This window comes from Paeniglutamicibacter terrestris (assembly GCF_012271785.1).
In the GTDB taxonomy this organism is placed as follows: domain Bacteria; phylum Actinomycetota; class Actinomycetes; order Actinomycetales; family Micrococcaceae; genus Paeniglutamicibacter; species Paeniglutamicibacter terrestris.
Genome location: NZ_JAAWVT010000001.1, coordinates 475192 through 500949 on the forward strand (window position 1 = coordinate 475192; position 25758 = coordinate 500949).

25 protein-coding genes are annotated in these 25758 nt (G+C 61.1%); 17 read left to right on the forward strand and 8 right to left on the reverse strand.

Annotated elements, in window-relative coordinates:
* Nucleotides 1–4: 4 nt before the first annotated feature.
* Entirely contained in the window at nt 5–1429 is a 1425-nt protein-coding gene (locus HED64_RS02160) for a flavin monoamine oxidase family protein (protein WP_168150448.1), read from the reverse strand.
* A 112-nt stretch (nt 1430–1541) separates the two neighbouring features.
* Between HED64_RS02160 and HED64_RS02165 the strand changes: the two genes are divergently transcribed.
* Together HED64_RS02165 and HED64_RS02170 are read left to right on the forward strand one after the other, a co-directional pair.
* The gene (locus tag HED64_RS02165) at nt 1542–2213 is read left to right on the forward strand and encodes a TetR/AcrR family transcriptional regulator (RefSeq protein ID WP_168150449.1); all 672 of its coding nucleotides are present in this window, start codon (nt 1542–1544) and stop codon (nt 2211–2213) included.
* 499 nt (nt 2214–2712) lie between these two features.
* Complete coding sequence (locus HED64_RS02170) at nt 2713–3360, forward strand: dihydrofolate reductase family protein (RefSeq protein WP_168150450.1); 648 nt, start codon at nt 2713–2715, stop codon at nt 3358–3360.
* Between the two features lie 71 nt (nt 3361–3431).
* Here the strand turns inward: HED64_RS02170 and HED64_RS02175 are convergent, their stop codons facing one another.
* From HED64_RS02175 to HED64_RS02190, 4 genes are all read right to left on the reverse strand, one after another.
* Nucleotides 3432–3983, reverse strand: coding sequence for a PaaI family thioesterase (locus HED64_RS02175; RefSeq protein ID WP_168150451.1), 552 nt, complete (start codon nt 3981–3983; stop codon nt 3432–3434).
* Between the two features lie 315 nt (nt 3984–4298).
* A complete protein-coding gene (locus HED64_RS02180) occupies nt 4299–4685 on the reverse strand; it encodes a hypothetical protein (RefSeq protein ID WP_168150452.1) in 387 nt (128 codons plus the stop codon).
* Between the two features lie 180 nt (nt 4686–4865).
* A complete protein-coding gene (locus tag HED64_RS02185) occupies nt 4866–5366 on the reverse strand; it encodes a DUF456 domain-containing protein (RefSeq protein ID WP_168150453.1) in 501 nt (166 codons plus the stop codon).
* 67 nt (nt 5367–5433) lie between these two features.
* On the reverse strand, nt 5434–5622 hold the full coding sequence (locus HED64_RS02190) for a hypothetical protein (protein WP_132359574.1): 189 nt from the start codon (nt 5620–5622) through the stop codon (nt 5434–5436).
* 207 nt (nt 5623–5829) lie between these two features.
* Between HED64_RS02190 and HED64_RS02195 the strand changes: the two genes are divergently transcribed.
* The 4 genes from HED64_RS02195 to HED64_RS02210 are packed head-to-tail and all read left to right on the forward strand — an operon-like array spanning nt 5830 to nt 10695.
* Nucleotides 5830–6588, forward strand: a complete 759-nt coding sequence (locus tag HED64_RS02195; RefSeq protein ID WP_168150454.1) for a LamB/YcsF family protein — start codon at nt 5830–5832, stop codon at nt 6586–6588.
* Nucleotides 6585–8228 (forward strand): 5-oxoprolinase subunit B/C family protein, encoded by a 1644-nt coding sequence (locus tag HED64_RS02200; RefSeq protein ID WP_168150455.1) that lies wholly within the window; start codon nt 6585–6587, stop codon nt 8226–8228. The genes HED64_RS02195 and HED64_RS02200 overlap by 4 nt, the downstream gene beginning before the upstream one ends.
* Nucleotides 8225–9967 (forward strand): acetyl/propionyl/methylcrotonyl-CoA carboxylase subunit alpha, encoded by a 1743-nt coding sequence (locus HED64_RS02205; protein WP_168150456.1) that lies wholly within the window; start codon nt 8225–8227, stop codon nt 9965–9967. The genes HED64_RS02200 and HED64_RS02205 overlap by 4 nt, the downstream gene beginning before the upstream one ends.
* 41 nt (nt 9968–10008) lie before the next feature.
* Nucleotides 10009–10695: a GntR family transcriptional regulator gene (locus HED64_RS02210; RefSeq protein ID WP_168150457.1), complete on the forward strand. Its 687-nt coding sequence runs from the start codon at nt 10009–10011 to the stop codon at nt 10693–10695.
* Nucleotides 10696–10710: 15 nt separating this feature from the next.
* On the opposite strand, the gene HED64_RS02215 is transcribed toward HED64_RS02210, so the two are convergent.
* On the reverse strand, nt 10711–11460 hold the full coding sequence (locus HED64_RS02215) for a SurA N-terminal domain-containing protein (RefSeq protein WP_168150458.1): 750 nt from the start codon (nt 11458–11460) through the stop codon (nt 10711–10713).
* A 213-nt stretch (nt 11461–11673) separates the two neighbouring features.
* A complete protein-coding gene (locus HED64_RS02220) occupies nt 11674–12396 on the reverse strand; it encodes a GntR family transcriptional regulator (RefSeq protein ID WP_168150459.1) in 723 nt (240 codons plus the stop codon).
* 321 nt (nt 12397–12717) lie between these two features.
* On the opposite strand from HED64_RS02220, the gene HED64_RS02225 reads away from it, so the two are divergent.
* The 11 genes from HED64_RS02225 to HED64_RS02275 all read left to right on the forward strand — a co-directional run bounded on the left by HED64_RS02225 (nt 12718) and on the right by HED64_RS02275 (nt 25286).
* Nucleotides 12718–13635, forward strand: a complete 918-nt coding sequence (locus HED64_RS02225) for a transporter substrate-binding domain-containing protein (protein ID WP_168150460.1) — start codon at nt 12718–12720, stop codon at nt 13633–13635.
* A 4-nt stretch (nt 13636–13639) separates the two neighbouring features.
* On the forward strand, nt 13640–14599 hold the full coding sequence (locus HED64_RS02230) for an amino acid ABC transporter permease (protein WP_168150461.1): 960 nt from the start codon (nt 13640–13642) through the stop codon (nt 14597–14599).
* On the forward strand, nt 14596–15360 hold the full coding sequence (locus HED64_RS02235; RefSeq protein WP_168150462.1) for an amino acid ABC transporter ATP-binding protein: 765 nt from the start codon (nt 14596–14598) through the stop codon (nt 15358–15360). Before HED64_RS02230 ends, HED64_RS02235 begins: the two co-directional genes overlap by 4 nt.
* A gap of 34 nt (nt 15361–15394) precedes the next feature.
* The gene (locus HED64_RS02240) at nt 15395–16567 is read left to right on the forward strand and encodes an alpha-hydroxy acid oxidase (protein WP_168150463.1); all 1173 of its coding nucleotides are present in this window, start codon (nt 15395–15397) and stop codon (nt 16565–16567) included.
* 278 nt (nt 16568–16845) lie between these two features.
* A complete protein-coding gene (locus tag HED64_RS02245; protein ID WP_168150464.1) occupies nt 16846–17226 on the forward strand; it encodes a hypothetical protein in 381 nt (126 codons plus the stop codon).
* A gap of 234 nt (nt 17227–17460) precedes the next feature.
* Nucleotides 17461–17550, forward strand: a complete 90-nt coding sequence (gene kdpF, locus HED64_RS19730; protein WP_168150465.1) for a K(+)-transporting ATPase subunit F — start codon at nt 17461–17463, stop codon at nt 17548–17550.
* Nucleotides 17550–19217, forward strand: a complete 1668-nt coding sequence (gene kdpA, locus HED64_RS02255; RefSeq protein WP_168150466.1) for a potassium-transporting ATPase subunit KdpA — start codon at nt 17550–17552, stop codon at nt 19215–19217. The genes kdpF and kdpA overlap by 1 nt, the downstream gene beginning before the upstream one ends.
* Nucleotides 19218–19223: 6 nt before the next feature.
* A complete protein-coding gene (kdpB, locus tag HED64_RS02260; protein WP_168150467.1) occupies nt 19224–21395 on the forward strand; it encodes a potassium-transporting ATPase subunit KdpB in 2172 nt (723 codons plus the stop codon).
* A gap of 67 nt (nt 21396–21462) precedes the next feature.
* Nucleotides 21463–22077: a K(+)-transporting ATPase subunit C gene (gene kdpC, locus HED64_RS02265; protein WP_168150468.1), complete on the forward strand. Its 615-nt coding sequence runs from the start codon at nt 21463–21465 to the stop codon at nt 22075–22077.
* A 3-nt stretch (nt 22078–22080) separates the two neighbouring features.
* Nucleotides 22081–24594 carry a DUF4118 domain-containing protein gene (locus tag HED64_RS02270; RefSeq protein WP_168150469.1) on the forward strand — a complete coding sequence of 838 codons (2514 nt, stop codon included), beginning with the start codon at nt 22081–22083 and terminating at the stop codon, nt 24592–24594.
* An 11-nt stretch (nt 24595–24605) separates the two neighbouring features.
* A complete protein-coding gene (locus tag HED64_RS02275) occupies nt 24606–25286 on the forward strand; it encodes a response regulator (protein WP_168150470.1) in 681 nt (226 codons plus the stop codon).
* 103 nt (nt 25287–25389) lie between these two features.
* Here the strand turns inward: HED64_RS02275 and HED64_RS02280 are convergent, their stop codons facing one another.
* Nucleotides 25390–25653, reverse strand: coding sequence for a GlsB/YeaQ/YmgE family stress response membrane protein (locus tag HED64_RS02280; RefSeq protein WP_168150471.1), 264 nt, complete (start codon nt 25651–25653; stop codon nt 25390–25392).
* Nucleotides 25654–25758: the final 105 nt, after the last annotated feature.

The window sequence follows — 25758 nt, forward strand, 5'->3', positions numbered from 1 at the left end:
ACGCTTAGTTTCCGGACGCGGCGAGGGTGCCGAAGAGGGATTTCACTCCGTCGTAATTCGCCGCTGGCTCGGTACCCTCGATGGCTGCGTTGATGCGTACCGCTGTGCGTCGTCCCATCCGAACCGCACCATCAACGTGCTGGTAGCCTTCGCCGGCGAGATCCGAGGAGGAGAAGTAGATCGGGCCGACGTTTTTGTTCTGGTCCGGCCCGAAGCGGAACAGCCCGCCCAGATCGTAGCTGGTGGCGTAGGCGCCGCGGGTCCATTCCTCGGCACCGAAGTCGGAGAGGTAGAAGACGCTCGGCTCTAACGCCTTGGCACCCAGGAATTTGGCCATGGAGGCCAGGATGGCGTCCTTGCGCTCTGCCTCGGGAAGCAAGAACATGGCGTCGGCCTGAAGATCGGAGATGAAGCCGACCAGGGTGCCGGTGGTTTCCTCATGGTAGGTGTTGTCGTAGAGTTCCTGCACGATCGCCGAGGGGCCGAAGCAGGTACCCGAGAGGCCCTCTTCGCGCCAGAACGGGGTCTCGTAGACTGCGTGCACCTTGATGACCAGGCCCATGGACTGGTGCTGATGGGTCACGTGCTGGCGGCGCGGCAGCGGTGGGTTGTAGGAGATGCGCGAGTACAGGTTCGGCGGCACGGCGATGATCACCTTTTTGGCGTGCACCGTGACGTCGGTGCCGTAGGCAGTGACCCCATCCTCGGACCAGTCGAGCTTAAGTACCGGGTTGTTCAGGAAGACATCCTCGCCCAGTCGTTCGGCCACGGCGATGGAAACACCCTGCATGGTGCCGACCATGCGGCGGTCAAGGATGAAGTCCTCGTCAACCAGGTTGGAGAAGGATCCCGCGGAGGAGGACATCAACAGTGCTTGCAGTGCGGAGAAAGTGTGTGCGGGTTTGGTGAGCATGCCACCGGCGATGAACAGGCCAACGTTGTTGCAGGCTACCTCGTCACCGGAGATGGTGCGCAGCCAGTGGTGGAAGGAGATCATATCCAGCTCGGCCGCCTGCGGATGCGCCCAGGGAGCGTCGGGATCCACCTGCGCGGTCAGTCGGTCCATTTCCTTGATGAGCTTGTTCATTTCGGCAACGGTTGACTCGGCCACCGGGAAGTCATCGCCGGTGTAGACCGAGCGGGTTCCGTCGTCCGCGAGGTAGACGGAGGCGCCTTCCTTGTAGCGTTCGAACGTCTCGATGCCCAATTCCTCGATCAGCGAGTACAGCCCGGTTTGGTCAGGAGAAATCCACTGGCCACCGATTTCGATGGTGGCCCCGTCCATGTTCTGGCTCCAAGTGCGACCACCAACACGATCGCGGGCCTCCAGCACGGCCACGGACTTGCCCGCCTTGCGCAGCTCGTAGGCTGCGGTCAGGCCCGAGGGGCCGGCTCCGATAATAACGACGTCGCGATCCAGGATAGTCATGATGCCCACTTCTTTCGATTACTAAATGAATGACGTTCATTTACTAGACTGGTTCAATGGTAGATCATAAGATGGGCCGTTGTGAAGTGGACCACGTCAGGAGCGGACTTTAATGCAGGAATCAGCTACTCCCGGCGGGGCGCCACGGCGCCGCGTCGGTCGCCCGCGCTCGGGCGTGCTTGACCGCGAACTGATCGCACGGGCTTCACTAAAGCTAGTGACCTCCGGCGGCTACACCGCCCTGACCATGTCAGCGGTGGCCAAGGCACTCGGCGTCTCACCGTCGGCGCTCTATAACCACGTGGAATCCAAACAGGAACTCATGCAATGGATCCAGGAAATCGTGATGGACGGGGTCGACTCCTCGGCCTTCGCGACACATCCGCTGGAGCAGGCCCTGCTTCGCTGGGCGGCGAGCTACCGCGATATTTTTGTTGATCACGCGCCCCTAATTCCGCTTATTGCCGTCTTACCGGTCTCCGGGTCCCCACGGACGCTTCAGATGTACGAGGAAGTTGCCGCCGGCTTCACCCGAGCAGGCTGGAAGCAGTCACAGATCATCCCGAGCATCGTTGCCATCGAGTCGTTCATTTTCGGGTCCGCACTCGACGCCACCGCACCCTTGGATATCTTTGACCCGGGAGCCAACGCCGGAAATATCCCCCACTTCGAGGGCGCCCTAGCCGCGCAACGAGCGACCGGAAACAACAGTGCCGAGGATGCCTTCATCACTGGTTTGCGAGCCATGATTACCGGACTCTTGGCGAACGCAGAACTCGATTAAGGACGTGCCTACGGAGTTCTTGCACCGCGATGCCGGCCACAAGTGAGCCCATAGAGCCGTCCATTTTCGGATAGGTCCCAGCTGAGTCATGCCCGCGCGTTTAGCCACGGAGGTAGCCAATGCAGCCAAACACCTGATTCGGGAATGGTCGTCCTGCGCAGACGCAGCGCGACTAGGTACGCTTGCCAGATGAACCCCCTGGAACTAAACGCCTACGACATCATCATCTATATCGTAGGATTCGCCTCTCTAGCACTCGTCGTGTGGGTGCTAGTCAAAATTGGTAAGTATGCCTCTCAGCGTTCACCAGCCGCAGATAAGGCTTTGCCGACCACAAAAAACGACGATTCCGAGTCTGAATAGTCCTCGCTAGCGCCCGCATCGACCGGAGAATGGCACCGGCATCAGCTGACCGGAAGGTCTCGCGAACCGACGCTCAACACCATGCCGACCGGCTCGTCACCCATCTAACCGGCACCATCCCCGAAGGAGAATAGATATGACACGCGTTCGTATGGACCTGTTTGTTGCGCTGGACGGATACACCTCGACGACCGGCCAGTCACCCGAAAATCCGATGGGCGATGATTGGGGCCGCCTCACGGAGGCCTACTCCGCGACCCGCACATTCCGTCAGAACGTTTTCGGTGACACCACCGGTAGCGGCACGACCGGAATCGATGATGCTTACGCCGCGGCGTTTTTTGAGGGCGTCGGGGCGGAAATCATGGGCGCGTCGATGTTCGGCCTGCATGCGTTCCCCGACGATCCGCAGTGGAAGGGCTGGTGGGGCGACCGGCCGCCGTTCGGCGCACCGGTATACGTCCTGACACACACCGCACCACGTCCGTCGATCCCGATGGAGGGCGGAACCACGTTCCACTTCCGCAGCGGCCCCATCGAAGACGTGCTGGCCGAAGCGAGAGAAGCGGCGGGCGGTCTAGATGTGCGCGTCGGCGGTGGAATGGGCACCGCGCGCGCGTTCCTACGTGCCGGCCTGATTGATGACCTGCACCTCTTGGTCGCCCCCATTATGCTTGGCCGAGGAACCCGGTTGTGGGACGAGCTGCCTGGCCTGGACCTTACGCACAAGGTGAGAACAGAAGTCGCCGAGAGCGGCACCATCCACCTCACCTTCACCCGGTAACACGTAGTCAAGAGCATCAAACGCCGTTGTGCCCGAGCAGCGTTCACGCTGGCTCGCGACGACGCCGCCGATCAGTCCCGGACGACGCTGCTCGGAGTGCCGGTAGCCGCGCTCTTCGGGTAAATAATCAGGCACGTGCTCGAGGCAGTGGCCAGCACCCGATCCTCGGTGTCCCGAATTTCAGCTTCGGCGAAGGCCACATTCTTGGCTCGCCGGGTGACCCACCCATGAGCGGTGACGGTGCCGGTTTCGGCGGTGATGGGATGCAGGAATGACACCTTGATTTCCAGACTGGTGTATCCGACTCCCACCGGCAGCGTGCTGTGGACGGCACATCCGCACACGGAGTCCAGGACCGTGGCGAAGAACCCGCCGTGGACCGATCCGATGGGGTTGTAGTGTGATTCGTCAGGTTCCGCGGTCATCACCACGTCTCCATCGGCGACGGAAACAAATCCCAACCCGATGTGACTGCTGATCGGCGGCGCCGCGACGAGCCCCGAGGCGATGGCACGCAGTTGTTCGATTCCGCTGCGCTCAAATACCTTGGCCTTGTCCGATTCGGGACTCTGGAAGTGGATGGTCCGTGAACGGTTGGTTGTGGGCTCGGGCAATACCGACATCGTGTGATCTCCATTTTTCGACCGCGTGGGGAGTTCTGGGGCACCTTCAGTAGTCATCACCTTAGCGCGGAAGAATGGCAGCAATCATAAAGACCATCAGTGCCGAAGCAACGTTGGCCAGTGTTTTGCTTGGTCCTCGATCATGACGTTAACCCCGGGCCACGATCTCCGCCGTCGTCATCTGCGTTTGATTCGGGATTCTTATTCCGCAAGCACCGAGCCGCACCACAGAAACAAAAAACGCCCCGTCGGTACCAGCTCCGGATCATCCGAAGGGCGGTGCCAACAAGGCGTCAAGGGTGGTGCGGACCGTGATTACATAATCGGGGTGTTCATCATCTGCACGAGCATTTCCGGATCACCGTAGTTGTAGATTGCCCAACCGAATCCGATGATCAGGGCGCTTGATGCGACCAACCAGATCCCTGACAACTTGGCCATGAAGCGGATCTCGCTGCGGCTGACCAAAAGTCGATCTTCGGTGTAGTTCTCGGCCACCTTGCTCATCCGCTCGGCCGGGGTCAGCGATGCCATGGCGTTGAGGTTCACCAGGTGGTTCGAGGCGGTGTCAATGCTTCCATCACACAGACGTGCTCGGGTGAGATTGTGCTTGCGGTCTTGGGTCATCTCGGCGATGTTCGAGCCGTGACGTGCCAGCAAGATGTCCTCGCCCAGCGGCATTCTTCTTTGTGCCAAACGCATAGCTAACCCCTCAAAAATCGCTTGAGCGGGGAACTACACACCCGCAAGATTTTCCATCTTCTCTTTGAGGTTACGTGCGTTTTTTGCGCCGAGGGCGATATATCCACCTTTCGGTTGGCAAGCTCACAGGGGCCTGTGGTCTAGACCGCCAGAAATGCGTGGCGGGCCCCACAAAGGAGGCTAGCGGGTCATAAAGTGCGCGATCACGCCGATCATCCAGATCGATGAGGCCAGCGCCGCGGCACCAAACTCAACCAGAACTCCCCATCCCATGGCCTTGAGTGCCGAGCCGGAGGCGGCCAAGGCTGCCCCAAAGTCCTTACGTCGAGCAAATTCGCCCAGCACCAGACCCAGCGCAAAACCCAGGAACAAGCCCAGCACGGGAATGACGAACATTCCCACCACCGCCAGCGCGATACCCAGCGCGATCGATCCGCGCGGAATTTTTTGCTGTTTCATATTGCGTCCGGTCAGTACCGCGGAGGCACTGAACCCGGCGAGCGCCAGTGCCATTCCAATGCCCGCGCACCACCATGCCGCGGGACTGCCGATGATCCATGCCCAGGCCAAAAGCGTGCCAATGGCCAGCAGGCTTCCGGGAAGCACCGGGACGATGGTTCCAACTACGGCGACGGCCAATAGCAACCCTGCAACAACGGTGGTGATGACTTGTAAATCCATGAGTCACATTCTTGCAGTGATCTTTCCGTGCATCCGGTGACGCGCGGCAGTCGGGACGACGGATCGGCTAGTCACCCACGATGGCCCAGCTGCCGGCATCCTTGTATTCGCTATCAACGATCTCTTCGCCGGTGCCCGGCTCCATTGGATAATTTTTCAGGTTCCCGGCCCAATACCGCAGCACCCGGCCCAGCTCGGCCTCGGGATTAAGCTTCATTGCCTCGGTGTTCATGTCGACCTCAAAGATAAATCTCATGTACCCACATCCCTTGGTCCGGACGCTGCCCCGTAATCGGGACCCTGCCCCTATGTTTTCCCATCCTAGGCACGTCAGCGCCCGATACACCACGACCAATTTTTCCGCGGATTGGCCCCGCCCACAAAAAGATGTCGGTGGATTGTTGAACAATCTGCGTTCGTAGTGCATTCTTAATGAAACACAACCACGAGACGGGGGTCACAAATGACTTACATCGACCTGAATTCCGACGTTGGAGAATCTTTCGGCAACTGGACCATGGGTGACGACGCTGCCATTTTTGCCTCCGTCTCCTCGGCGAACGTCGCCTGCGGATTCCATGCGGGAGACCCCAGCGTCATTGCCCAAACCTGCCGAGATGCCGTGGGTGCAAATGTCACCATCGGCGCTCACGTGGGTTACCGCGACCTCGCCGGCTTTGGCCGCCGGTTCCTGGACTGCTCCCCCACCGAACTGGCAGATGATGTGCTCTACCAGCTTGGTGCCCTTGAGGCTCTGGCCCGGGCCGCAGGCTCCACCATCAAGTACGTCAAACCACACGGTGCCCTCTACAACACCATCGTGCATCACGAGGTCCACGCCCAAGCCGTCATTGACGCCATCCGCGCCTTCGGCTCCGATCTTCCGGTGCTGCTGTTGCCCGGCTCCGTGGCCCTAGCCAAGGCCAAGAGCGCTGGTCTGCGTCCGGTGGCCGAGGCCTTTGCTGATCGAAACTACAACCCCGACGGCACCCTGGTCTCCCGCCGCGAGGCCAACGCCGTACTGCACGACCCAGAGATTGTCACTGCCAACATGATCCGCTTGGCCACCGAAAAGACCGTCGTGGCCATCGACGGAACGGTGATCCCCATGGAAGCCGAAAGTATCTGCGTACATGGCGACACCGCCGGTGCCGTGGCCATGGCCGCCGCCGTACGGGCCGGTCTGATCAATGCCGGCATCACAATCAAGAGCTTCGTATGAGCATCCTCAACACCCGTTTTGCCGGCACGCGCTCGGTACTCGTAGAACTCTCGGATCTTGATTCGGTGCTGGCTCTGGCCGCCCTGCTCAAGACCGCCCCACTGCCGGGGCAACTTGATGTGCTGGCAGCCGCCTCCACCATCTTTATCAAAACCGACTCCTGGGCCGCGGCTCAAAAGATCGCCGCACTGATCCCGGCACTGGAACTCGGCTCCGCCCCCACGGACAGCGGGTCTCTGGTTGAGGTCCCGGTGCACTACGACGGCGAAGACCTCGCCGAGGTGGCAGCGCTCACCGGGCTGAGCATCGAAGGCGTCATCAACGCCCACACCGCGCAGATCTGGCGTGCCGCATTTGGTGGTTTTGCCCCCGGGTTCGCCTACCTACGTGGCGAGAACCAAACACTTAACGTGCCGCGCCGCGACACCCCCCGCAAGGTCGTGCCCTCCGGAGCCGTGGCTCTGGCTGGTGACTATTCGGCGGTTTACCCCCGCCAGTCCCCCGGCGGATGGCAGCTGATCGGGCACACCGATGCCGTGCTCTGGGACCTTCAGCGGGAAAACCCCGCGCTGATCCGTCCGCAGGACCGCGTGCGGTTCATCGCCTCACGCACTTCACTGACGATGTCAACGGGCGCGGCCCCCAGCGAACCCAAAAATGTTCCCGCTCTTAGCGGTGCGCACCTTGAGGTGCTGGATCCCGGATTGCAGTCACTGATCCAAGATCTGGGCCGCGTGGGATTGGGTGATCTGGGCGTTTCCGCTGCGGGAGCAGCAGATACCTCCTCCGCACGCGCCGCCAACCGATTGGTGGGCAATGTGGCCTCCGCGGCAGTGGTGGAAAATCTGCTGGGTACGGCAACGTTTTTGGCTCACGAAGATGCGGTGCTGGCCGTCACCGGCGCCACCGCAGAACTGCTCATCACCGCCGCGCAGGACGATGATTTCCATGAGACCCGTAGCGTGGAGATGAACACTCCCTTTGCCCTGCTGAACGGCGAAACGCTGCGGCTGAGCCCCACCGGATCCGCACTGCGCAGTTACGTGGGTGTCCGCGGAGGCATCGATGTAACCCCGGTGCTGGGCTCGCGCTCCACCGACTCGATGTCCGGGATCGGTCCGGCACCCCTCATCACGGGCAGCATCCTGCCTATCGGGGCCATCATCGGCTCCCACGTGGTGGGCAACCCGGAGCCCTCCACGCTGCCGGTGCCCGATGCCAACGGTGTGTTCACGCTGCGCATCAGCGCCGGACCGCGAGATGACTGGTTCGGCCCCGCCGGACTAGAACGTCTCACCTCGCAGGACTGGATCGCTTCGGCCGAATCGAACCGCGTGGGTGTTCGCCTCCAACTCACCGATGGCGCAGCTCCCCTACAGCGGATCCGCACCGGGGAATTGGCCAGTGAGGGCGTAGCCGTGGGGTCTCTGCAGGTCCCACCCTCCGGACTACCGGTCCTATTTTTGGCCGATCATCCGGTTACCGGAGGTTACCCGGTGATCGCCACGGTCATCGCCGAGGACCTACCGGCAGCCGCACAATTACCGCCCGGCGCACGCCTCCACTTTGAGCTGGTTGACCCGCTCACCCATCGTCCAACATCGTCACGGGCAACAAACCACCAAGGAGTCTCGGCATGAAAAAAGTACTGATCGCCAACCGCGGCGAAATCGCCGTCCGCATTGCCCGTGCCGCAGCGGATCATGGCCTGATGTCCGTGGCCGTCTACTCGGACCCGGACGCCGATGCACTACACGTGCGTCGCGCCGATGAGGCCTACCCACTGAACGGGACAAGCGGCGCCCAAACCTACCTCGACATCGAAAAGATCCTGGCAATCGCCCAGCTCTCCGGGGCCGATGCGGTGCACCCGGGGTATGGTTTCCTGTCCGAGAACGCCGACTTTGCTCAGGCCGTGATCGACGCCGGGCTCAGCTGGATCGGCCCGAGCCCCGAATCCATCCGTGCGCTCGGCAACAAGGTGACAGCGCGTGAGATCGCGGTGCGCGCCGGAGCCCCGCTGGTGCCGGGCACCGACGGACCGGTGGAATCCGGTGCCGAGGTCCGGGCCTTCGCCCAAGAATTCGGTCTGCCGGTGGCCATCAAGGCGGCCTTCGGCGGCGGTGGACGCGGCATCAAGGTAGTGCGCAACTTCGAGGACATCGACGACGCCTTCGAATCGGCAGTCCGCGAAGCCACCGTGGCCTTCGGCCGCGGAGAATGCTTCGTCGAACGCTTCCTGGACAAGCCGCGCCACGTTGAGGCCCAGATACTGGCCGATACCCACGGCAACGTTGTAGTGGTCGGCACACGCGACTGCTCGCTGCAGCGCCGCAACCAGAAGCTTGTTGAAGAGGCACCCGCCCCGTTCCTGAGTGATGAGCAGCGTGCCTCCATCCATGCATCGGCCAAGGCCATTTGCGCAGAGGCTGGTTATCACGGTGCCGGAACCGTCGAATATCTGGTGGCCCCGGACGGTTTGATCTCCTTCCTGGAGGTGAACACCCGACTTCAGGTTGAACACCCGATCACCGAGGAAACTACCGGTGTTGACCTGGTGGGCGAGCAATTTAGGATTGCCGCCGGTGAGGCCATCAGCTTCACGCAGGACCCGGTTCCCACCGGTCACTCCTTCGAGTTCCGAATTAATGCCGAGGACCCGGCCCGCGGCTTCCTGCCCGGCCCCGGCCGCATCACCGCCTTTGAGGCACCGACCGGTTCCGGAGTACGCGTGGATTCGGGCGTGCGCACCAATTCGGTGATTCCCTCGCACTACGATTCGCTGATGGCCAAGCTGATTGTTACCGGCGCGACCCGCGAGCAGGCGTTGCGCCGGGCCAAGGTGGCATTGGATGAAATGGTCATCACCGGAGTCCCCTCCGTGTTGCCCTTCCACCGTGCGGTGGTGCGCAATGCCGACTTCACGAACAACGAGCGCTACGGGGTGTACACCACCTGGATCGAATCCGAGTTCGCCGAAGAGCTCGCCTCTTCTCCCGAGATCGCCGCTGCCGAGCCGGGGGCAGAACGCGAAACCCTGACCATTGAGGTCAACGGAAAATCGATGGGGCTGGGTCTGCCCGCCTCACTGGTTGACGCCATCCGCCACGGTGGAGCCGGTGCCGCCCTCAACGCCGCTGGAGTCTCCCTGCCGGCCGCCAGCGACGGCGCGACCGTGGTGGCCTCGATGAACGGCAATCTGGTGAAGTGGGTCATTGAGGATGGAGCGGTAGTTGCCGAGGGCGACACCGTGGCGGTGCTCGAAGCCATGAAAATGGAATCGACCATCCCTGCACATCGCGGCGGGACCTTCACGCGCGGCACACAGGAGCCAGGTGCTACCATCGCTCGCGGCGAAGCGCTCGGTTCCATCGCTTAACGCTTGCTAGGGGTACGGCGAGACTCGATTAGATTGGTGGGATGGTTTTGAACGCAGCGCTTTCCTCATTGGCCCTCGCCGAGGGCTCGACCCACGCACACACCGGTGCCTGGGTCGCCGCGGTGCTGCGCGCGCGCATTGCCGAGGGGCAGCTGCTTCCCGGAGCCAAACTCTCCGAGCAGGTGATCTCGGGAGAACTGGGAATTTCACGCAATACCCTGCGCGAGGCCTTCGGCGTCCTGGATCAGGAACTGATCATCACCCGAATCCCCAATCGTGGCGTCTTTGTGGCTTCCCCCGGTGCCGACGGCGTGCGGGAGATCTACGCGGTGCGCAGAATGATCGAACCCGCTGCCATCCTCTGGGGGCCGAAGCAGGATGTCGCGGCCTTGGCCGCAATCATCGTTGATGCCCGTGCCGCACTCGACGCCGGTGACATCGCCAAGATGGCCGACGCCAACCAGTGTTTCCACCAGGCATTGGTGGCTTCCACCGGCAGCATCCATTTACAGGAGTTGATGGGCAAGGTCCTGGCGCAGATGCGCCTGGTCTTCCACTCCATGATTGATGCCCCGGACTTCCACTCGCACTACGTTCAACTCAACGCGGGACTCGTTGAGCTGCTACAGGCCGGAGACCGGGAGCAAGCCGCCGAATCCTTGCGCGGATATCTAGATCGGGCCGAGGCCGAGCTGCTGGAGCACCTCGAGACCGAGGAAATCAGTTAGCACTGCCACCGACGACTACATGTTGGTGGTGATCTTCGCGGTCTTGCGCAGTTGCGCTGCGTACTTTTTCACCGAAGCGCTTTCCTTCTGCAACTTCAGCTGCTGAGAGAGCTCCGACTTGATCTCTTTGTAAGAAGGGGCCTTGGCGGCCGCTGCATCGGTGGCTCCCTGCGCGGCGAACTGCTCCTCCACCACCTTGTAGGCGGCCTTGAGATCCTTCTCGCTGGGCTTGAAATCGCCGATTTCCTTGGCGATCAGCCGTTCGACTTCCAGCTGGGTTTTGAGCTGCAAACGTACCGCGTCCTCATCGAGCCCCTGAGATTTCATGGTGCTCAGGAATTCCTTCGTGGAAACAGCATTAGATTTGGCGACATCGGCCAGTGCAGCGTCAAGATCCTTGTCCGTGGCAAAGATCTTCTTCTTGGCTGCCTCCTGGATCAACAGCTCGGTATTCACCAGGCCTTCGGCCGTTTGCTTTCGCAGCTGCGCTTGATCAAGTTCTTGACCGGAACTTTGCGCCTGCTGTTGAACCTGCGCGAACTGGGTTTCATAAATCCGCGTGAAGTCCGCTTTGGTGATCTCCTCACCGTTAACCGTCGCAACGATCTCCGGGACACCGGCAAGATCGGGGGTGGGGGCCGAGGCCGGAGCCGCGGCGGAACTTGAGACCGCGGCAGGATCTGATTCGGCGGCGGAACTACATCCAGCCGTGAACGCCAACGAGGCGATCAGGGCCAAGGAAATAACAAACTTTTTCTGCAACATCTACTCCCAGCTTTTGGAACAACCCTTGGAACACTAACAGGCTCGGCTGGGCGCTTTATGCATGAGCGAGCCGCTGTTCTTCGTGCTCTGGCATTTTCCTTGGATTCCCGTTACCCTGCCCAAATATCAAGGTCCGACGGCCTAGCTATGACTTGGTTATGGCCGTTTCCGTTCGCCAAAACACCACCGCAACGAGCTTGGAATCAGGCTGGTTTAGACCGAATCTTGTTCGTTGGGCTTGTTGAACACGGGCAGGTCCACGGCTCGAGCCGTGATGGCGGCGATATGTGCGGTCATTGCTTCCTTGGCCGCGGTTTCGTCCCGGTCGGCGAAGGCGTTAATGATCACTTGATGCTCACCGATCGTGTGTTCACCACTGACCTCGTCATTGTGAACCAAAAGTCTGAACCGTTGGATATGCCCCTCAACAGATCCATAGGCTCGGAGCAAGAATTCGTTGTTCGCATACTCGGCGATATGTCGGTGGAAAAGTTCGTCAGCTTTCCAATACGGCCGGTAACCCACAAACGACTCGCCTCCGTGGCGCGAGCGTTCGAGTTCTGCATTGATGGCTCGAAGTTCGGCAACAAAATTGTCATCTGCCCGTTTGCAGGCCAAGGCCGTCATGGCAGGTTCTAGGACCTGTCGCGTTACCAGCAGGTCGGTGACATCTTCGGCAGTGGGTCCGGCCGTGACCTTGTAACCGCGAAGGGCCTCACGTCGAACCATTCCGGTTGATTCGAGTCGAGCTAAAGCCTCACGCACGGGCGTGGAAGAAACATCAAAGCGCTTGGCCAAGCCATCAATGCTCAGTGCAGAACCCGTAGCCACTTCCCCATCAAGTAGCAGTGACAGCACTGCCTCAAAGACGTGGTCAGCAAGGACCTGGCGTTTCTGCAGCATGGAGACTCCCAAGGGGGAAGAACTTTGACTCATGACCGAATTCTATTCGAATTTTGATGGCCAGAACTGTCTAAAAATTCGTCGGGACCTGGCCCTTGTGACGCTTGCCGTGCCAGTCGGGGCGGGTGTTGAACATGGTGGCTCGGATCAATTTCAATCCGTACCAAATCGTGTAGGATGCAGGATATAGCTCAAGATTACATGACTTGAATCACACCTCGGACGTTCTGGTGAATAGATGGGTGTGGATTTCCGCATCAGGTCCAGCACACGCACGTTTTCCTTTGAACTCTCTACATGCATTGACTCTTCCTCCGAGACAACTCCGAAGCTTCAACATAAGGTGCTCAAACCGTGAAAAAACCACTTAGAACAACGATGCTGGCAGTCGTTACGCTCTCGTTTGCTGCATTCAGCCTGACCGGCTGCTCCAATCCCGATGATCCGAAACCCACGGATCCCTCGGCCTCGGCCTCTGAAATCGTCATCCCCAAAGCCGAGACTGACCAGGCAGCCGCTGATGCCCTACCCCAGGCTATTCGTGACAAAGGGACGATGATCGCCACGATGAGCCAGGGCTCACCGCCACTCCACTTTGCGGCAGAGGATGGCACCACCACGATCGGGATCGACGCCGAACTCGCCGTCGCTCTGGGTCAAGCCATGGGTCTTGACGTTTCGGTCAGCAGCGGCCCGTTTGACGCCATCATTCCGGGCATTGCCGCCGGAAAGTTCGACATGGCAGTTTCGCAGATGTCACCGTCCACAGAGCGTATGAAGGTTTTGGACTTCGTTGACTACTACCAGTCCGGAAGCGGCATCGGCGTGATGCCGGGCAACCCGCAGAAACTCGCACTCGACAACCTGTGCGGCAAGAAGGTTGGAGTACTTAAGGGTTCTTTCCAAGACCTCAAGAGACTGCCGGATCTGTCCACTAAATGCACCAAGGCTGGAAAAGAAGCTATCATCCCTCTGACCTACGCGGACATGCAGGCGCCAAATCTGGCCCTGACCGCCGGACGCATCGACGCCGTCTACGTTGACGGCCCGACGCTTGCCTATGCCGTGCAGCAGGCAGGGCAGATCGAAGTCTTGGGTGAATTGGACGTCTCCCCGGTCAGCATCGGCTTCAAAAAGGGCGCGGGGCTCGAAAAGTCCATTGAGCTCGGTCTGCAGTCATTGGAAGAAAGCGGTATCTACCAGCAGATTCTGGACAAGTGGGGCGTAGGCGGCGGAGCCATCAGCGACTTCGCCTTTAATAAGGCGCAATAGCATCATGAGCTCCATCAACACACCCACCGACGAGCTGACACAAGACGATGCCGTGGACCGGTCGTTATTGCTCGAGCGCCCACGGCAGTTGCACATCGCCCGCTGGATCACCGCCGGCATCGTGCTCTTCCTCGTATTTGTTGTCGCCCATTCGCTCATCACCAACCCACGTTTTGAGTGGGACGTAGTTTTCGGCTGGTTCGCCTCGGAACGACTCTTTACCGGGTTGCTGCGCACCCTTCAGTTGACGATTATCTCCATGGTGGTCGGCATCGTCATTGGTGTCGCCCTAGCCTTGGCACGACTGTCCAAAAACATCGTTGTGGCCGCGGTGGCATCCTTCTTCATTTGGCTCTTCCGTGGTGTTCCCGTCTTTGTTCAGCTGCTGTTCTGGGGCTTCATTGCCGCGATCTACCCTCGCATCATCATCGGAGTTCCCTTTGGCCCCGAATTCTTCTCGGTGGACGCCAACACGTTGATCACACCGTTCTTGGCTGCGATCTTGGGATTGGGCCTCAACGAGGGCGCCTATATGTCCGAAATCGTTCGTGCGGGACTGATCAGCGTCCATCGTGGGCAGACCGAAGCGGCGAATGCACTGGGCATGAGAAACTTGACCGTTTTGCGGCGCATCGTGCTTCCGCAGGCCATGAAGATCATCATCCCGCCCACCGGCAATCAAACAATCTCCATGCTCAAGACCACGTCGTTGGTCAGCGTATTGGCATTTCCCGAACTGCTGTATTCGGCGCAACTGGTCTACAGCGCCAACTTCAAGACCATCCCGCTGCTCATTGCCGCAAGTCTCTGGTACCTGCTGATGACCAGCATCCTCAGCATCGGGCAGTACTTCATTGAACGGCATTACAACCGCGGTTCGGGCAGGCCCGTACCCAAATGGGATCGAGAACGAGTCATCAACGCCTTCCGCATTCGCAACAGGACACAGGAGACCTCGAAATGAACGACATCGTCGTCGAGGCGCGCGGAGTGGTCAAGAACTTCGGTGCGCTCAACGTGCTCAAGGGCATCGATCTAACCATCGCTAGGGGCGATGTCACCTGCATCATTGGGCCTTCCGGGTCAGGAAAATCAACGTTCCTTCGGTGTATCAACCAGCTGGAGACCCTTGATGGCGGCTACATTTTGGTTGAGGGCGAACCTATTGGGGTCAAGGTCAAGAACGGCCGTGTTCATCTACAATCAAATGCGGAGGTAGCCAGGTCGAGGGCAAACATTGGCATGGTGTTCCAGAGCTTCAATCTCTTCCCCCATATGACGGTGCTCGAGAACATCTGTGAGGCTCCGCTTCGTGTGAAGAAGGAAAGCCGCAGCATCGTCAAGAATCGTGCGTTAAAGCTCTTGGATCGAGTCGGGCTCTCCAGTAAGGCTGGCTCTTACCCGGCATCACTCTCGGGCGGACAACAACAGCGTGTTGCCATTGCCCGGGCCCTAGCGATGGAGCCGCGGCTCATGCTTTTTGACGAGCCGACCTCCGCGCTGGATCCGGAACTGGTGGGTGAGGTACTCGATGTCATGCGCGGCCTCGCCGAAGGCGGCATGACCATGATCGTGGTGACCCACGAAATGGGCTTCGCCCGTGAAGTTGGAGACCATCTCATCTTCATGGACGACGGATACGTTGTTGAACACGGAAATCCGCGCACGGTTTTGGAATCCCCGCAGCATCACCGGACTCAACAATTTCTCGCAAAAGTACTTTGACTCCCGTCCTGAACCCCGCATTGGAGCAACAAGCATGAGGAACAAGTGGATCGTCAGCCTTAACGACTACCGGCTGGCCTCACGGAAGAAACTCCCTAAGATGATCTCGGATTACCTCGAAGGCGGGGCCCTGGATGAGATCACGCTCAAGGCCAATGAAGCCCAACTGAACAGGCTTCAACTTCGACAGCGTTCCATGATTGATGTTGCAAACATCGACACCTCCACAACGGTGTTGGGACAAAACATCGATCTTCCACTGATGGTCTCCCCCATGGGTATGCTGACCATCTTCCATCCGGGCTCGGACCCGGCCGTGGCCCGGGCGGCGGTGCGCGCCGGGACCATCTTTATTCATAGTGCGTGGGCCGGATGCTCACTTGAAGAAGTGATGAAGGTGGCCCCCGAACATCTTTGGGCGCAGATGGCGTTTTGGAAAGACGAAGCCGAAACTCATCGCTACGTTCAGCGAGCACGCAACGCCGGGGTCAAAACGCTGGTGGTGGCCGGTGATGTTGGGTCATCGAGCAAGCGTGAGCGCGACCTGCACCACGGATTGTCGATGCCGCCCCGCCCACCAGTCCTGGACTACTTCAACACCGCCACACGTCCGGAATGGGTCTGGCGCTGGCTCACGGGCCGCAAAATGACCTATGGAAACTACAACATTGACGGCCGCCCATTACGCATGAGCGAGATGAACAGTTGGATGGCAGAAAACAAGAACGCGTCGGCCAATTGGGATGACTTCGCCAAGCTCCGCTCGGAGTGGTCGGGCAAGCTGGTCATCAAGGGCATCATGGATGCCGAGGACGCTGCTCGAGCCGTCGACGAAGGAGCGGACGGAATCTTCGTCTCTAACCACGGTGGCCGTCAGTTCGACTCTCAACCGGCAACCATCGACGTTCTGCCCTCCATCGTCCACGCGGTGGCAGGCCGTGCTGAAATCTATATCGACGGAGGAATTCGTCGTGGTCACGACGTGGCCAAGGCCGTGAGCCTCGGGGCCACTGCCGCTCTGGCTGGTCGCCCGTTTGCCTACGCGCTCGCCACCGGCGGTGAAGCAGCCGTCGAAAAGGCCTTTACGATCTTCCGCGATGAATTCAAGGGCGCCATGGGCTTCGTTGGCAAAACCTCGGTCTCGCATCTAGACGAATCGGTGTTCGTGGACACGAGGTCGCCAGCAAAAGCGGAGATCTATATCTAGTCACCCACCCGACTCATGATGCTGCACTCCGTGGCTGGCGGATCGCCAGCCACGGAGCTTCCCACTGCCCACCGATAAAGCAACAACTGCCCAACGATCAAGCAGGTTGCTGGTCAAAGTGCGTGGCCGCGATCAACACTGGGAAGATGAACTACTTCGCGGTGACAACGCTTCGGTTGCCCGATCGCACCCGATTCTTGCTCGTCGGTGCGATGGTCATGGGCCTAGGTCTGGGCACGACAGCTTGTTCAGTGGTTTTTGAACGGAGCGGTGGATGCATGCCACCACCCTATAAGCTCAGCTCCCAGAGTGTGCGAGCGGGCTCAAGCGTAAGTATTTCGGCACCCGATGCCACGTGCAACCCGCGGTACGGCACGAACGCTCAGGTACACATCGAGCTGCTGGACAGTAATTCTCAGATCCTCTCCACCGCGCTCTCACCCATGAGCGACGCGGGGGCATTTAGCTACTCGTTGGTGGTCCCAACGGCGAGTAAAACCGGTCACTACTGGGTCTCCGCAACGCCCTTCGTTCCTGATTGGTGCGATGACACTGGAAAGAACAACCGTGTGGAATCAGCCGGCCAAAGAGCTCCACTGCTGGATCTGGACCGTGTTTCCTGTGCGCTGCCGCTGCTGGAGTTGGTAGTCACCAGCTGACCTAGCCGGTGTCCAACACCACTGTTGCCGTCAGTTCGGCGTATGGCTTTGGTCGGTGGGCGTAAGGAATTCGTGAGGATCGACGTTACGGCACCTCGGCGGGTATCTGATGGAAACATCATCACCGTTTCCCTCAGGAAGGCCGTCGTTCATCATGCTCGACATCTTGTATCTACTCACCACCCTCGCGTTCTTCGGGGCCTTGGGACTCTTGGTCCGGGCGGTGGAGAAGCTTTGATCATTTTTGAGCTGACCGCCCTCGCCCTGGGCATCGCGGGTGTCGTGTATCTCGTGGTTGCCCTGCTGAAGCCGGAGCGATTCTAATGTGGTTCACCATCGCCCAGGCGGCGACCCTAGTTTTGGTCCTTGCGGTTCTCTACCGCCCGTTGGGCGACTACATGGCCCGGGTCTATACCTCCACCCGGGACACTAAGGTCGAACGCGGCCTCTACCGGATCATCGGCGTGGATCCCTCCGCCTCCCAAACCTGGCAGGCCTACGCTCGATCCATCCTGGCATTCTCCCTGGTCGGGGTCCTCCTGCTCTACGCGCTCCAACGCCTCCAGGGTTGGTTGCCACTGGCCCTGGGCCTGCCTGCGGTTCCGCAGGGGCTCGCCTTCAACACCGCAGCGTCCTTCGTGACCAACACCAATTGGCAGTCCTACTCCGGGGAATCAACCATGGGCTACCTGGTTCAGGCGGTCGGCCTGGGAGTGCAGAACTTCGCTTCCGCCGCTGTCGGCCTCGCGGTCGCCGTGGCCTTGATCCGCTCCCTGGCGGCACGACGCACCCTGACCCTGGGGAATTTCTGGGTGGATCTTATCCGTGGCATCATGCGCCTGCTGCTGCCCCTCTCCGCCATCACAGCTATCCTGTTGATGGCCGGCGGGGTGATCCAAAACCTGAATGGATTCACCGATGTCACCACGCTCAGCGGTGGTGTGCAATCCATCCCCGGCGGGCCCGTGGCATCGCAGGAAGCCATTAAGCTTCTGGGAACCAACGGCGGCGGATTCTTCAACGCCAACTCCGCCCACCCCTTCGAAAATCCCACGCCCCTGACCAACCTGTTCCAGTGCGTGTTGATGCTTGCCATCCCCTTCGCGCTGACCCGCACGTTCGGGGTCATGGTTGGAAACAAGAAGCAGGGCTACACGATCCTGGCTGTGATGGGCGGATTCTTCCTCATCTCCCTCACCGTACTGACCCTGCTCGAATATGCCGGAGCAGGAACCGGTCCACAGGCCGCGGGCGCCGCGCTCGAGGGCAAGGAACAACGCTTTGGCATCGGCGGTTCCACGCTCTTTGGCACCACCAGCACGCTGACCTCCACCGGTGCTGTGAACTCCATGCATGACTCCTTCACCGCGCTGGGCGGCATGCTGCCGTTGTTGAACATGATGCTCGGCGAGGTGGCACCGGGAGGTGTCGGGTCCGGACTCTACGGCATGCTGGTACTGGCCATCATCACGGTGTTCATCGCCGGACTGTTGGTGGGCCGCACCCCCGAGTACCTGGGCAAAAAGATCGGTACACGCGAAATCAAGCTTGCCTCGCTCTACCTGCTCACGGTCCCCACGCTGATCCTTTCCTTCACCGCCATCAGCTTCGCGATCCCGGTCATCCGTGCGGAGATCGAATCGGTGTCCATCCTGAACCCCGGCCCGCACGGATTCTCCGAGGTGCTCTACGCATTCACCTCAGCGGCCAACAACAACGGCTCGGCCTTTGCCGGGCTCACAGCAAACACCCCATGGCTCACTACGACGCTGGGCCTGGTGATGTTGCTCGGCCGATTCCTGCCCATCCTCTGGGTGCTGGCCCTGGCAGGGACCCTGGGAGCACAGGATCGTGTCCCCTCCACCGCCGGAACCCTTCCCACCCACAAGCCCCAATTCTCGATGCTTCTGGGCAGCATCACCCTCATCGTCACAGCGCTGACGTTCTTCCCGGTCCTTGTTCTGGGACCACTCGCCGAAGGGTTGCTCTAGATTCCAATGTCCACACTCACCAAGCCTCCGCTCGAACCGCCCGTCGACCACCGGTCCGATGCCACTGACCAACCCCATCCTCCACGGCAAGGTGCACTGAACCTCGCCCAACTGCGGGCTGCCTTGCCCGGTGCCTTCAAGAAACTGGATCCGCGGAAGATGTGGTCCTCCCCCGTCATGTTCATCGTGCTTGTTGGCGCGGTGCTCACCACAGCACTGGCTGTAGCCGAGCCGTTCCTGCCGGCCGATCCCGGGGCTTCGACTGCCGACACCCCGGCCGGCTTCACCGCCATGGTGGCCCTGTGGCTGTGGTTGACGGTGCTCTTCGCCAACCTCGCCGAGGCGGTCGCCGAGGGCCGGGGCAAGGCCCAGGCCGCTTCCCTGCGCCAATCGCGCACCAGCACCCTTGCCGCACGCCTGGATCACTACGATCCGAGAGCGGATCCTTCCGGCACCGACCAGCAAACGACCCTGGTCCCCTCCACCGAGCTGCGCATCGGCGATCACGTCCTGATTGTCGCCGGAGAACTGGTTCCGGGTGACGGGGAAATCGTGAGCGGCATCGCGGCCGTTGACGAATCGGCCATCACCGGAGAATCGGCCCCGGTCATTCGCGAATCCGGTGGCGACCGCTCGGCCGTCACCGGCGGCACCCGGGTCATCTCGGATTCGATCCTCGTGCGGATCACCACTGCAGTGGGCGATTCGCTGGTCGATAAGATGATCCGGCTGGTCGAGGGCGCGCAACGCCAGAAGACCCCCAACGAGGTGGCGCTGAACATCCTGCTGGCCACCCTGTCGATCATCTTCCTGGTGGTGGTGCTGGCGCTGAACCCGATCGCCGCCTACTCCAACGCCGCGGTGGGGCTGCCGGTGCTCATCGCCCTGTTGGTCTGCCTGATCCCCACCACCATCGGGGCATTGCTCTCGGCGATCGGTATCGCCGGGATGGATAGGCTCATCCAGCACAACGTGCTGGCCCTCTCGGGCCGCGCGGTGGAGGCCGCAGGGGATGTGACAACGCTGCTGCTGGATAAGACCGGCACCATCACCTACGGCAACCGCCAGGCGGCGGAATTCCACCCGCTGGACGGATGCACCGAGCTTGAGCTGGCACGTGCTGCCTCCGCGGCCTCGAGCGCCGATATGACGCCCGAGGGCAAATCAATCGTGGCCCTGGCCGCCACCTTAGGTGTTGTCCCAGCTGCGGACGCCGCGTCCCTAGCCATCGAGTTCACCGCCCAGACCCGCATGAGCGGTGTCGATTTCCCCGACGGCGGTGCCCTGCGCAAGGGTGCCGGCTCATCGATCCTCGCCTGGGTCAATGAGGTTGCACCCTTGGATGCATCGCGGGCCAAGGAACTAGATGAGGTCATCGAGAAGATCTCCGCCCTCGGCGGCACCCCGCTGGTGGTGGCCACCCGCACCGGGGATACGGCCGCGGTGCTCGGGGTGATCTACCTCAAGGACGTGGTCAAGGAGGGATTAAAGGAACGCTTCGCGCAACTTCGTGCCATGGGCATCCGCACCGTGATGATCACCGGAGATAATCCGCGCACCGCAGCAGCCATCGCCGCGGAGGCAGGCCTGGATGACTATCTGGCGGAGGCCGCGCCGGAAGACAAGATGGAGCTGATCAAGACCGAACAGGCAGGTGGAAACCTGGTGGCGATGACCGGGGACGGCACCAACGACGCCCCCGCGCTCGCCCAGGCGGATGTGGGTGTGGCCATGAACTCGGGCACCTCGGCTGCCAAGGAGGCGGGGAACATGGTGGATCTGGATTCGGATCCCACCAAGCTCATCGACATCGTGCGCATCGGCAAGCAGTTGCTGATCACCCGTGGCGCACTGACCACGTTCTCCATCGCCAACGACGTGGCCAAGTACTTCGCGATCATCCCTGCCATGTTCTCCGTGGTGTTCCCGGGCCTCGCGGTGCTGAACATCATGTCCCTGTCCACCCCTGCCTCCGCGATCCTCTCCGCGGTGATCTTCAACGCGGTGGTGATCATCTTCCTGATCCCGCTGGCGCTGCGCGGGGTGAAATACCGTCCGCGGTCAGCGGCCGCCACGCTGAACCGCAACCTGCTGGTCTTCGGGCTCGGCGGGGTGGTGGTTCCGTTTATCGGCATCAAGCTCATCGACATGCTCGTGTCCCTGCTCCCCGGGTTCTAGGGCGCACCTCTTCACCCCCCAACCACCCACCGATTTTCATTCGAAAGGTAATGGTTTTCACCACCTCATGGTTACCATACGATCCTGGCCCCGCACCTTCTGGGTGTCTCTGCGCACCATGCTCATCTTCTCCCTTCTGCTCGGGGTGCTCTTCCCCGCACTGATGCTCACCGTGGGGCAGCTCGCCTTCCCGGCCCAAGCCAACGGCTCCATGCTCGATGCGCCCGCCCAGAGCGCAGCACCCGTGGGTTCGGCCCTGATCGGGCAGAGATTCACCGACAAGGAAGGAAACCCCGACCCTTCCTTCTTCCAGCCGCGCCCCTCGAACGCGGGCGACGGTTATGACGGCGAGGCCTCTTCAGGGTCCAACTTCGGCCCGGAGAACCCCGTCTTCCTAAAGGCCATCGCCGAGGCCAAGGCGAGCTATCTGGCGCAAAACCCCGGCATCACCGTGGTTCCCGCCGATGCCTTGACCTCATCGGCCTCCGGATTGGACCCAGACATCTCCGTGGCCAACGCCCTGGGCCAGGCGGCACGGGTGGCGTCTGCCCGCTCCCTGGAACCGGCGGAGGTGATCACCTTGGTGCACGCGCAGACCACGGGCAGGGACCTCGGGTTCCTCGGGGAACCCCGAGTAAACGTGTTGAAGCTGAACATAGCGCTTTTGGGGTTGGAGAATTAGCACATGACACGCGGAACGCTGCGGGTAATGCTGGGTGCCGCCCCCGGAGTCGGGAAGACCTATGCCATGCTCCAGGAGGGCCACCGGCTGGCGGACGAGGGCCGCGACGTGGTCCTGGCACTGGTGGAAACCCATGAACGGGAACCCACAGCCGCCCTGGTCACAGGACTGGAGCTGGTCCCCCGGCGCGAGTTCACCCATCGCGGGGTGTCCCTGGGAGATATGGACCTGGCCGCGGTGCTGGCCCGGGCACCGGAGATCGCCCTGGTGGACGAACTGGCGCACACCAATGTGGGCACCGGCGGAAATGAGAAACGCTGGCAGGATGTGCATCAGCTGCTCGACGCGGGAATCGACGTCATTTCCACGGTCAATGTGCAACACATCGAGTCCCTGGCTGACGTGGTGCGCGATATCACCGGGGCCACCCAACGCGAAACGATCCCCGACTCGGTGCTGCGGGCCGCGGATGCGATCGAGCTGGTGGACCTGACCCCGCAGGGCCTGCGCACCAGGCTCGGCGAGGGGCTCATCTACCCGCCCGAGCGCATCGATGCGGCGCTCTCGAACTACTTCCGCCTGGGCAACCTCACAGCGCTGCGCGAAATCGCGTTGCTGTGGCTGGCCGACGAGGTCGATTCGGCCCTGGAGAAGTACAGGTCCGAACATGGGATTTCCACCCGTTGGGACACCCGCGAACGCGTCATGGTCGCATTGACGGGCGGGGAGGAAGGCGAGACATTGCTGCGCCGCGGGGCACGGATCGCTGCCCGCACCAGCGGCGGAGAACTTTCCGCGGTGCACGTGAGCACCCCCGACGGGTTGCTGGCAGCCCGTCCACAGGTGCTGGCGGACCAGCGCCTGCTGGTGGAACGACTGGGCGGCACCTACCACCAGGTGATCGGGGAGGACGTGCCCACCGCGCTGGTCGAGTTCGCGCGAGCCTCGAACGCCACGCAGCTGGTCATCGGTGCCTCACGGCGTTCGAAGATCGCCGCAGCGCTGACCGGGCCGGGCATCGGGGCCGGGATCGTGCGGTTGAGTGGGGACATCGATGTGCACATGGTCAACCACGCGGCGGCGGCCGCCGGGCACCGGCTCCCGCGTTCGCGCGGGGCGCTGCCTAGAGGCCGGATGCTGGCCGGATTCGGGTTGGCGCTGGTGGGCGGACCGCTGCTGACTTGGTTCCTGCAGGCGCTGCAGTCCTCGGACGATGCGATCACCGTGCAGGTGCTGGCCTACCAGTTGTTGGTGGTCATCGTGGCCTTGGTCGGCGGGCTTTTCCCTGCGGTCTTCGCGGCGCTGCTCTCCGGACTGACCCTGGATTTCTTCTTCATCGACCCGCTTTACACCATCACCATTGCCGAGCCCACGCACCTGGTGGTGCTGATCCTCTACATCCTGATTGCCGCGCTAGTCTCCGTAGTGGTGGACCAGGCGGCCAGGCGGCACCGTATCGCAACGCGATCCGTTGCCGAGTCTGCGCTGCTGGCCACCGTCTCCGGGTCCGTGTTGCGCGGGGCCGATGCGTTGGAAGCGCTGGTGAACCAGACCCGCGAGGCGTTCTCTCTGCAGGGAGTTCGGCTGGTGGAAAGCAGCGGCGAGATCCATGTGGCAGGAAACCCCGGGGCCGACTCCGCGAACGACACCGTGCCGATTGGCGCTAATGCGACCTTGGAGCTTTACGGGCGGGACCTTCCGGCCTCCGACCGTCGTGCCCTGGCGGCGATCGTCTCACAATTGGAGGCGGTCCTGGATTTCAGGACCGTCTCCGCCGCTGCCAGCGAACTGGGCCCGCTGGCCGAGGCCGACAAGGTGCGCAGCGCCCTGCTGCAGGCCGTGGGGCACGATCTGCGCCGCCCATTGGCGGCTGCAACCACTGCCGTGACCGCACTGCGTTCCACCGAGGTTGCCTATGGATTAGAGGATCGGGCCGAACTGCTTCAAACAGCCGACGAGTCACTGCACGCACTCTCGGTGCTGGTGACGGATCTGTTGGATGTTTCGCGCCTGCAGGCCGGCATGCTGGGGGTAAACAAGACCCTGATCTCGGTGGAGGATGTGCTGCTGCCCGCGCTCGAGGAGGCGGGGCTGGGCCCGGCGGATATCGAGGTTGAGGTGCCACAGGATCTGGCGCAGGTCACGGCGGATTCAGTCTTGATGCAACGCATCGTGGTGAACCTTTTACTCAATGCGCTGCGCCACGGGGCGGGGACCCGGCGCCCGATCCTGTCCGCCAGCCAATTTGCCGGGCGCATCGAGGTCCGTGTCATTGATTTTGGCCCGGGCATCCCGGCCGCCGAAAAGGATGCGGTTTTCGTCCCGTTCCAACGCCACGGGGATACCGATAATCTCACGGGCTTGGGTCTTGGTCTGGCACTTTCCCGCGGTTTTGCCGAGGGCATGGGTGGCTCACTGGCCGCGGAGGACACTCCTGGCGGGGGCCTAACGATGGTACTGTCACTGCCGTCCGTGCCAGAGGAAAGCACGATCCGACCGACCGCCGAATCTAGTTAAGGCCCAGACCCATGAAGATCCTAATCGCCGACGATGATCCGCAGATTCTGCGTGCCTTGCGCATTACTCTGGGTGCCTATGACTATGAAGTGGTCACTGCCGCGGATGGCGCAGCAGCGGTTCGTCTCGCGGTGGATACGCATCCTGATTTGGTGATGCTGGATTTGGGTATGCCGAAACTGGACGGGCTGGAGGTGATCGCTGCTGTGCGCGGCTGGTCCACGATTCCGATTCTGGTGATATCTGGCCGCAGTGATGCCTCGGACAAGGTTGCGGCTCTGGATGCTGGTGCCGATGACTACGTGACCAAGCCATTTTCCACGGAGGAACTACTGGCCCGGATTCGGGCTCTCTCGCGGCGCACTCCCGGCGTTGCCGAGGCACCGTCCATTCAATTTGGAGATGTTCGTGTCGATTTGGCCGGAAAGCAGGTCACCCGCGGAATTCCGCCACATCCGGTGCGCTTGACCCCAACCGAATGGCGAGTCCTAGAAGTATTGCTCAAAAACCCCGGAAAGTTAGTGACTCAACAGACGCTACTCTTCGAGGTCTGGGGGCCACATCTCATCAAGGAAACCGGATACCTACGTCTTTATTTGGGACAGCTTCGCAAAAAACTAGAACCGGTTCCCGGCGAACCACGATACCTGCTCACCGAGCCCGGCATGGGCTATCGATTTGTGGCGGACTGAATAGCCCGTCCCTCCTCGCGCACTGCGCTAGGGCGCCTGCAACAAAGGTAGGGCCCCAGATAATTTTCCGGGGGCCCTACCTAAATTTGTTAGCTAGTGATGCTTAAGCTTTGCGGTTCTTGGTAATCATTCCCCAAACCAGCAACACCACGATAGCGCCGCCGGTGGCTACGAGCCAGGTCTGGATCGACCAGAATTCCTCCAGTCCGACACTGAAGAGTGAGTTTCCGATGAAGCCACCCACAAGTGCGCCGACGACGCCCAGAACGAGTGTAGCTATCCAGCCCCCGCCCTGACGGCCCGGCAGAATGGCCTTGGCTAGTGCACCGGCAATAAGTCCTATAAGAATCCAACCCAAAATCGACATAATGTCCTACTTCCTAAGTTCTTGCCTACTACTCGTGCGAGTGAAGAGCTAGTGTTACTGATCTTTCGTCGGGGTTTGTCCCCGACGACGCTGGTATTTTCCGCG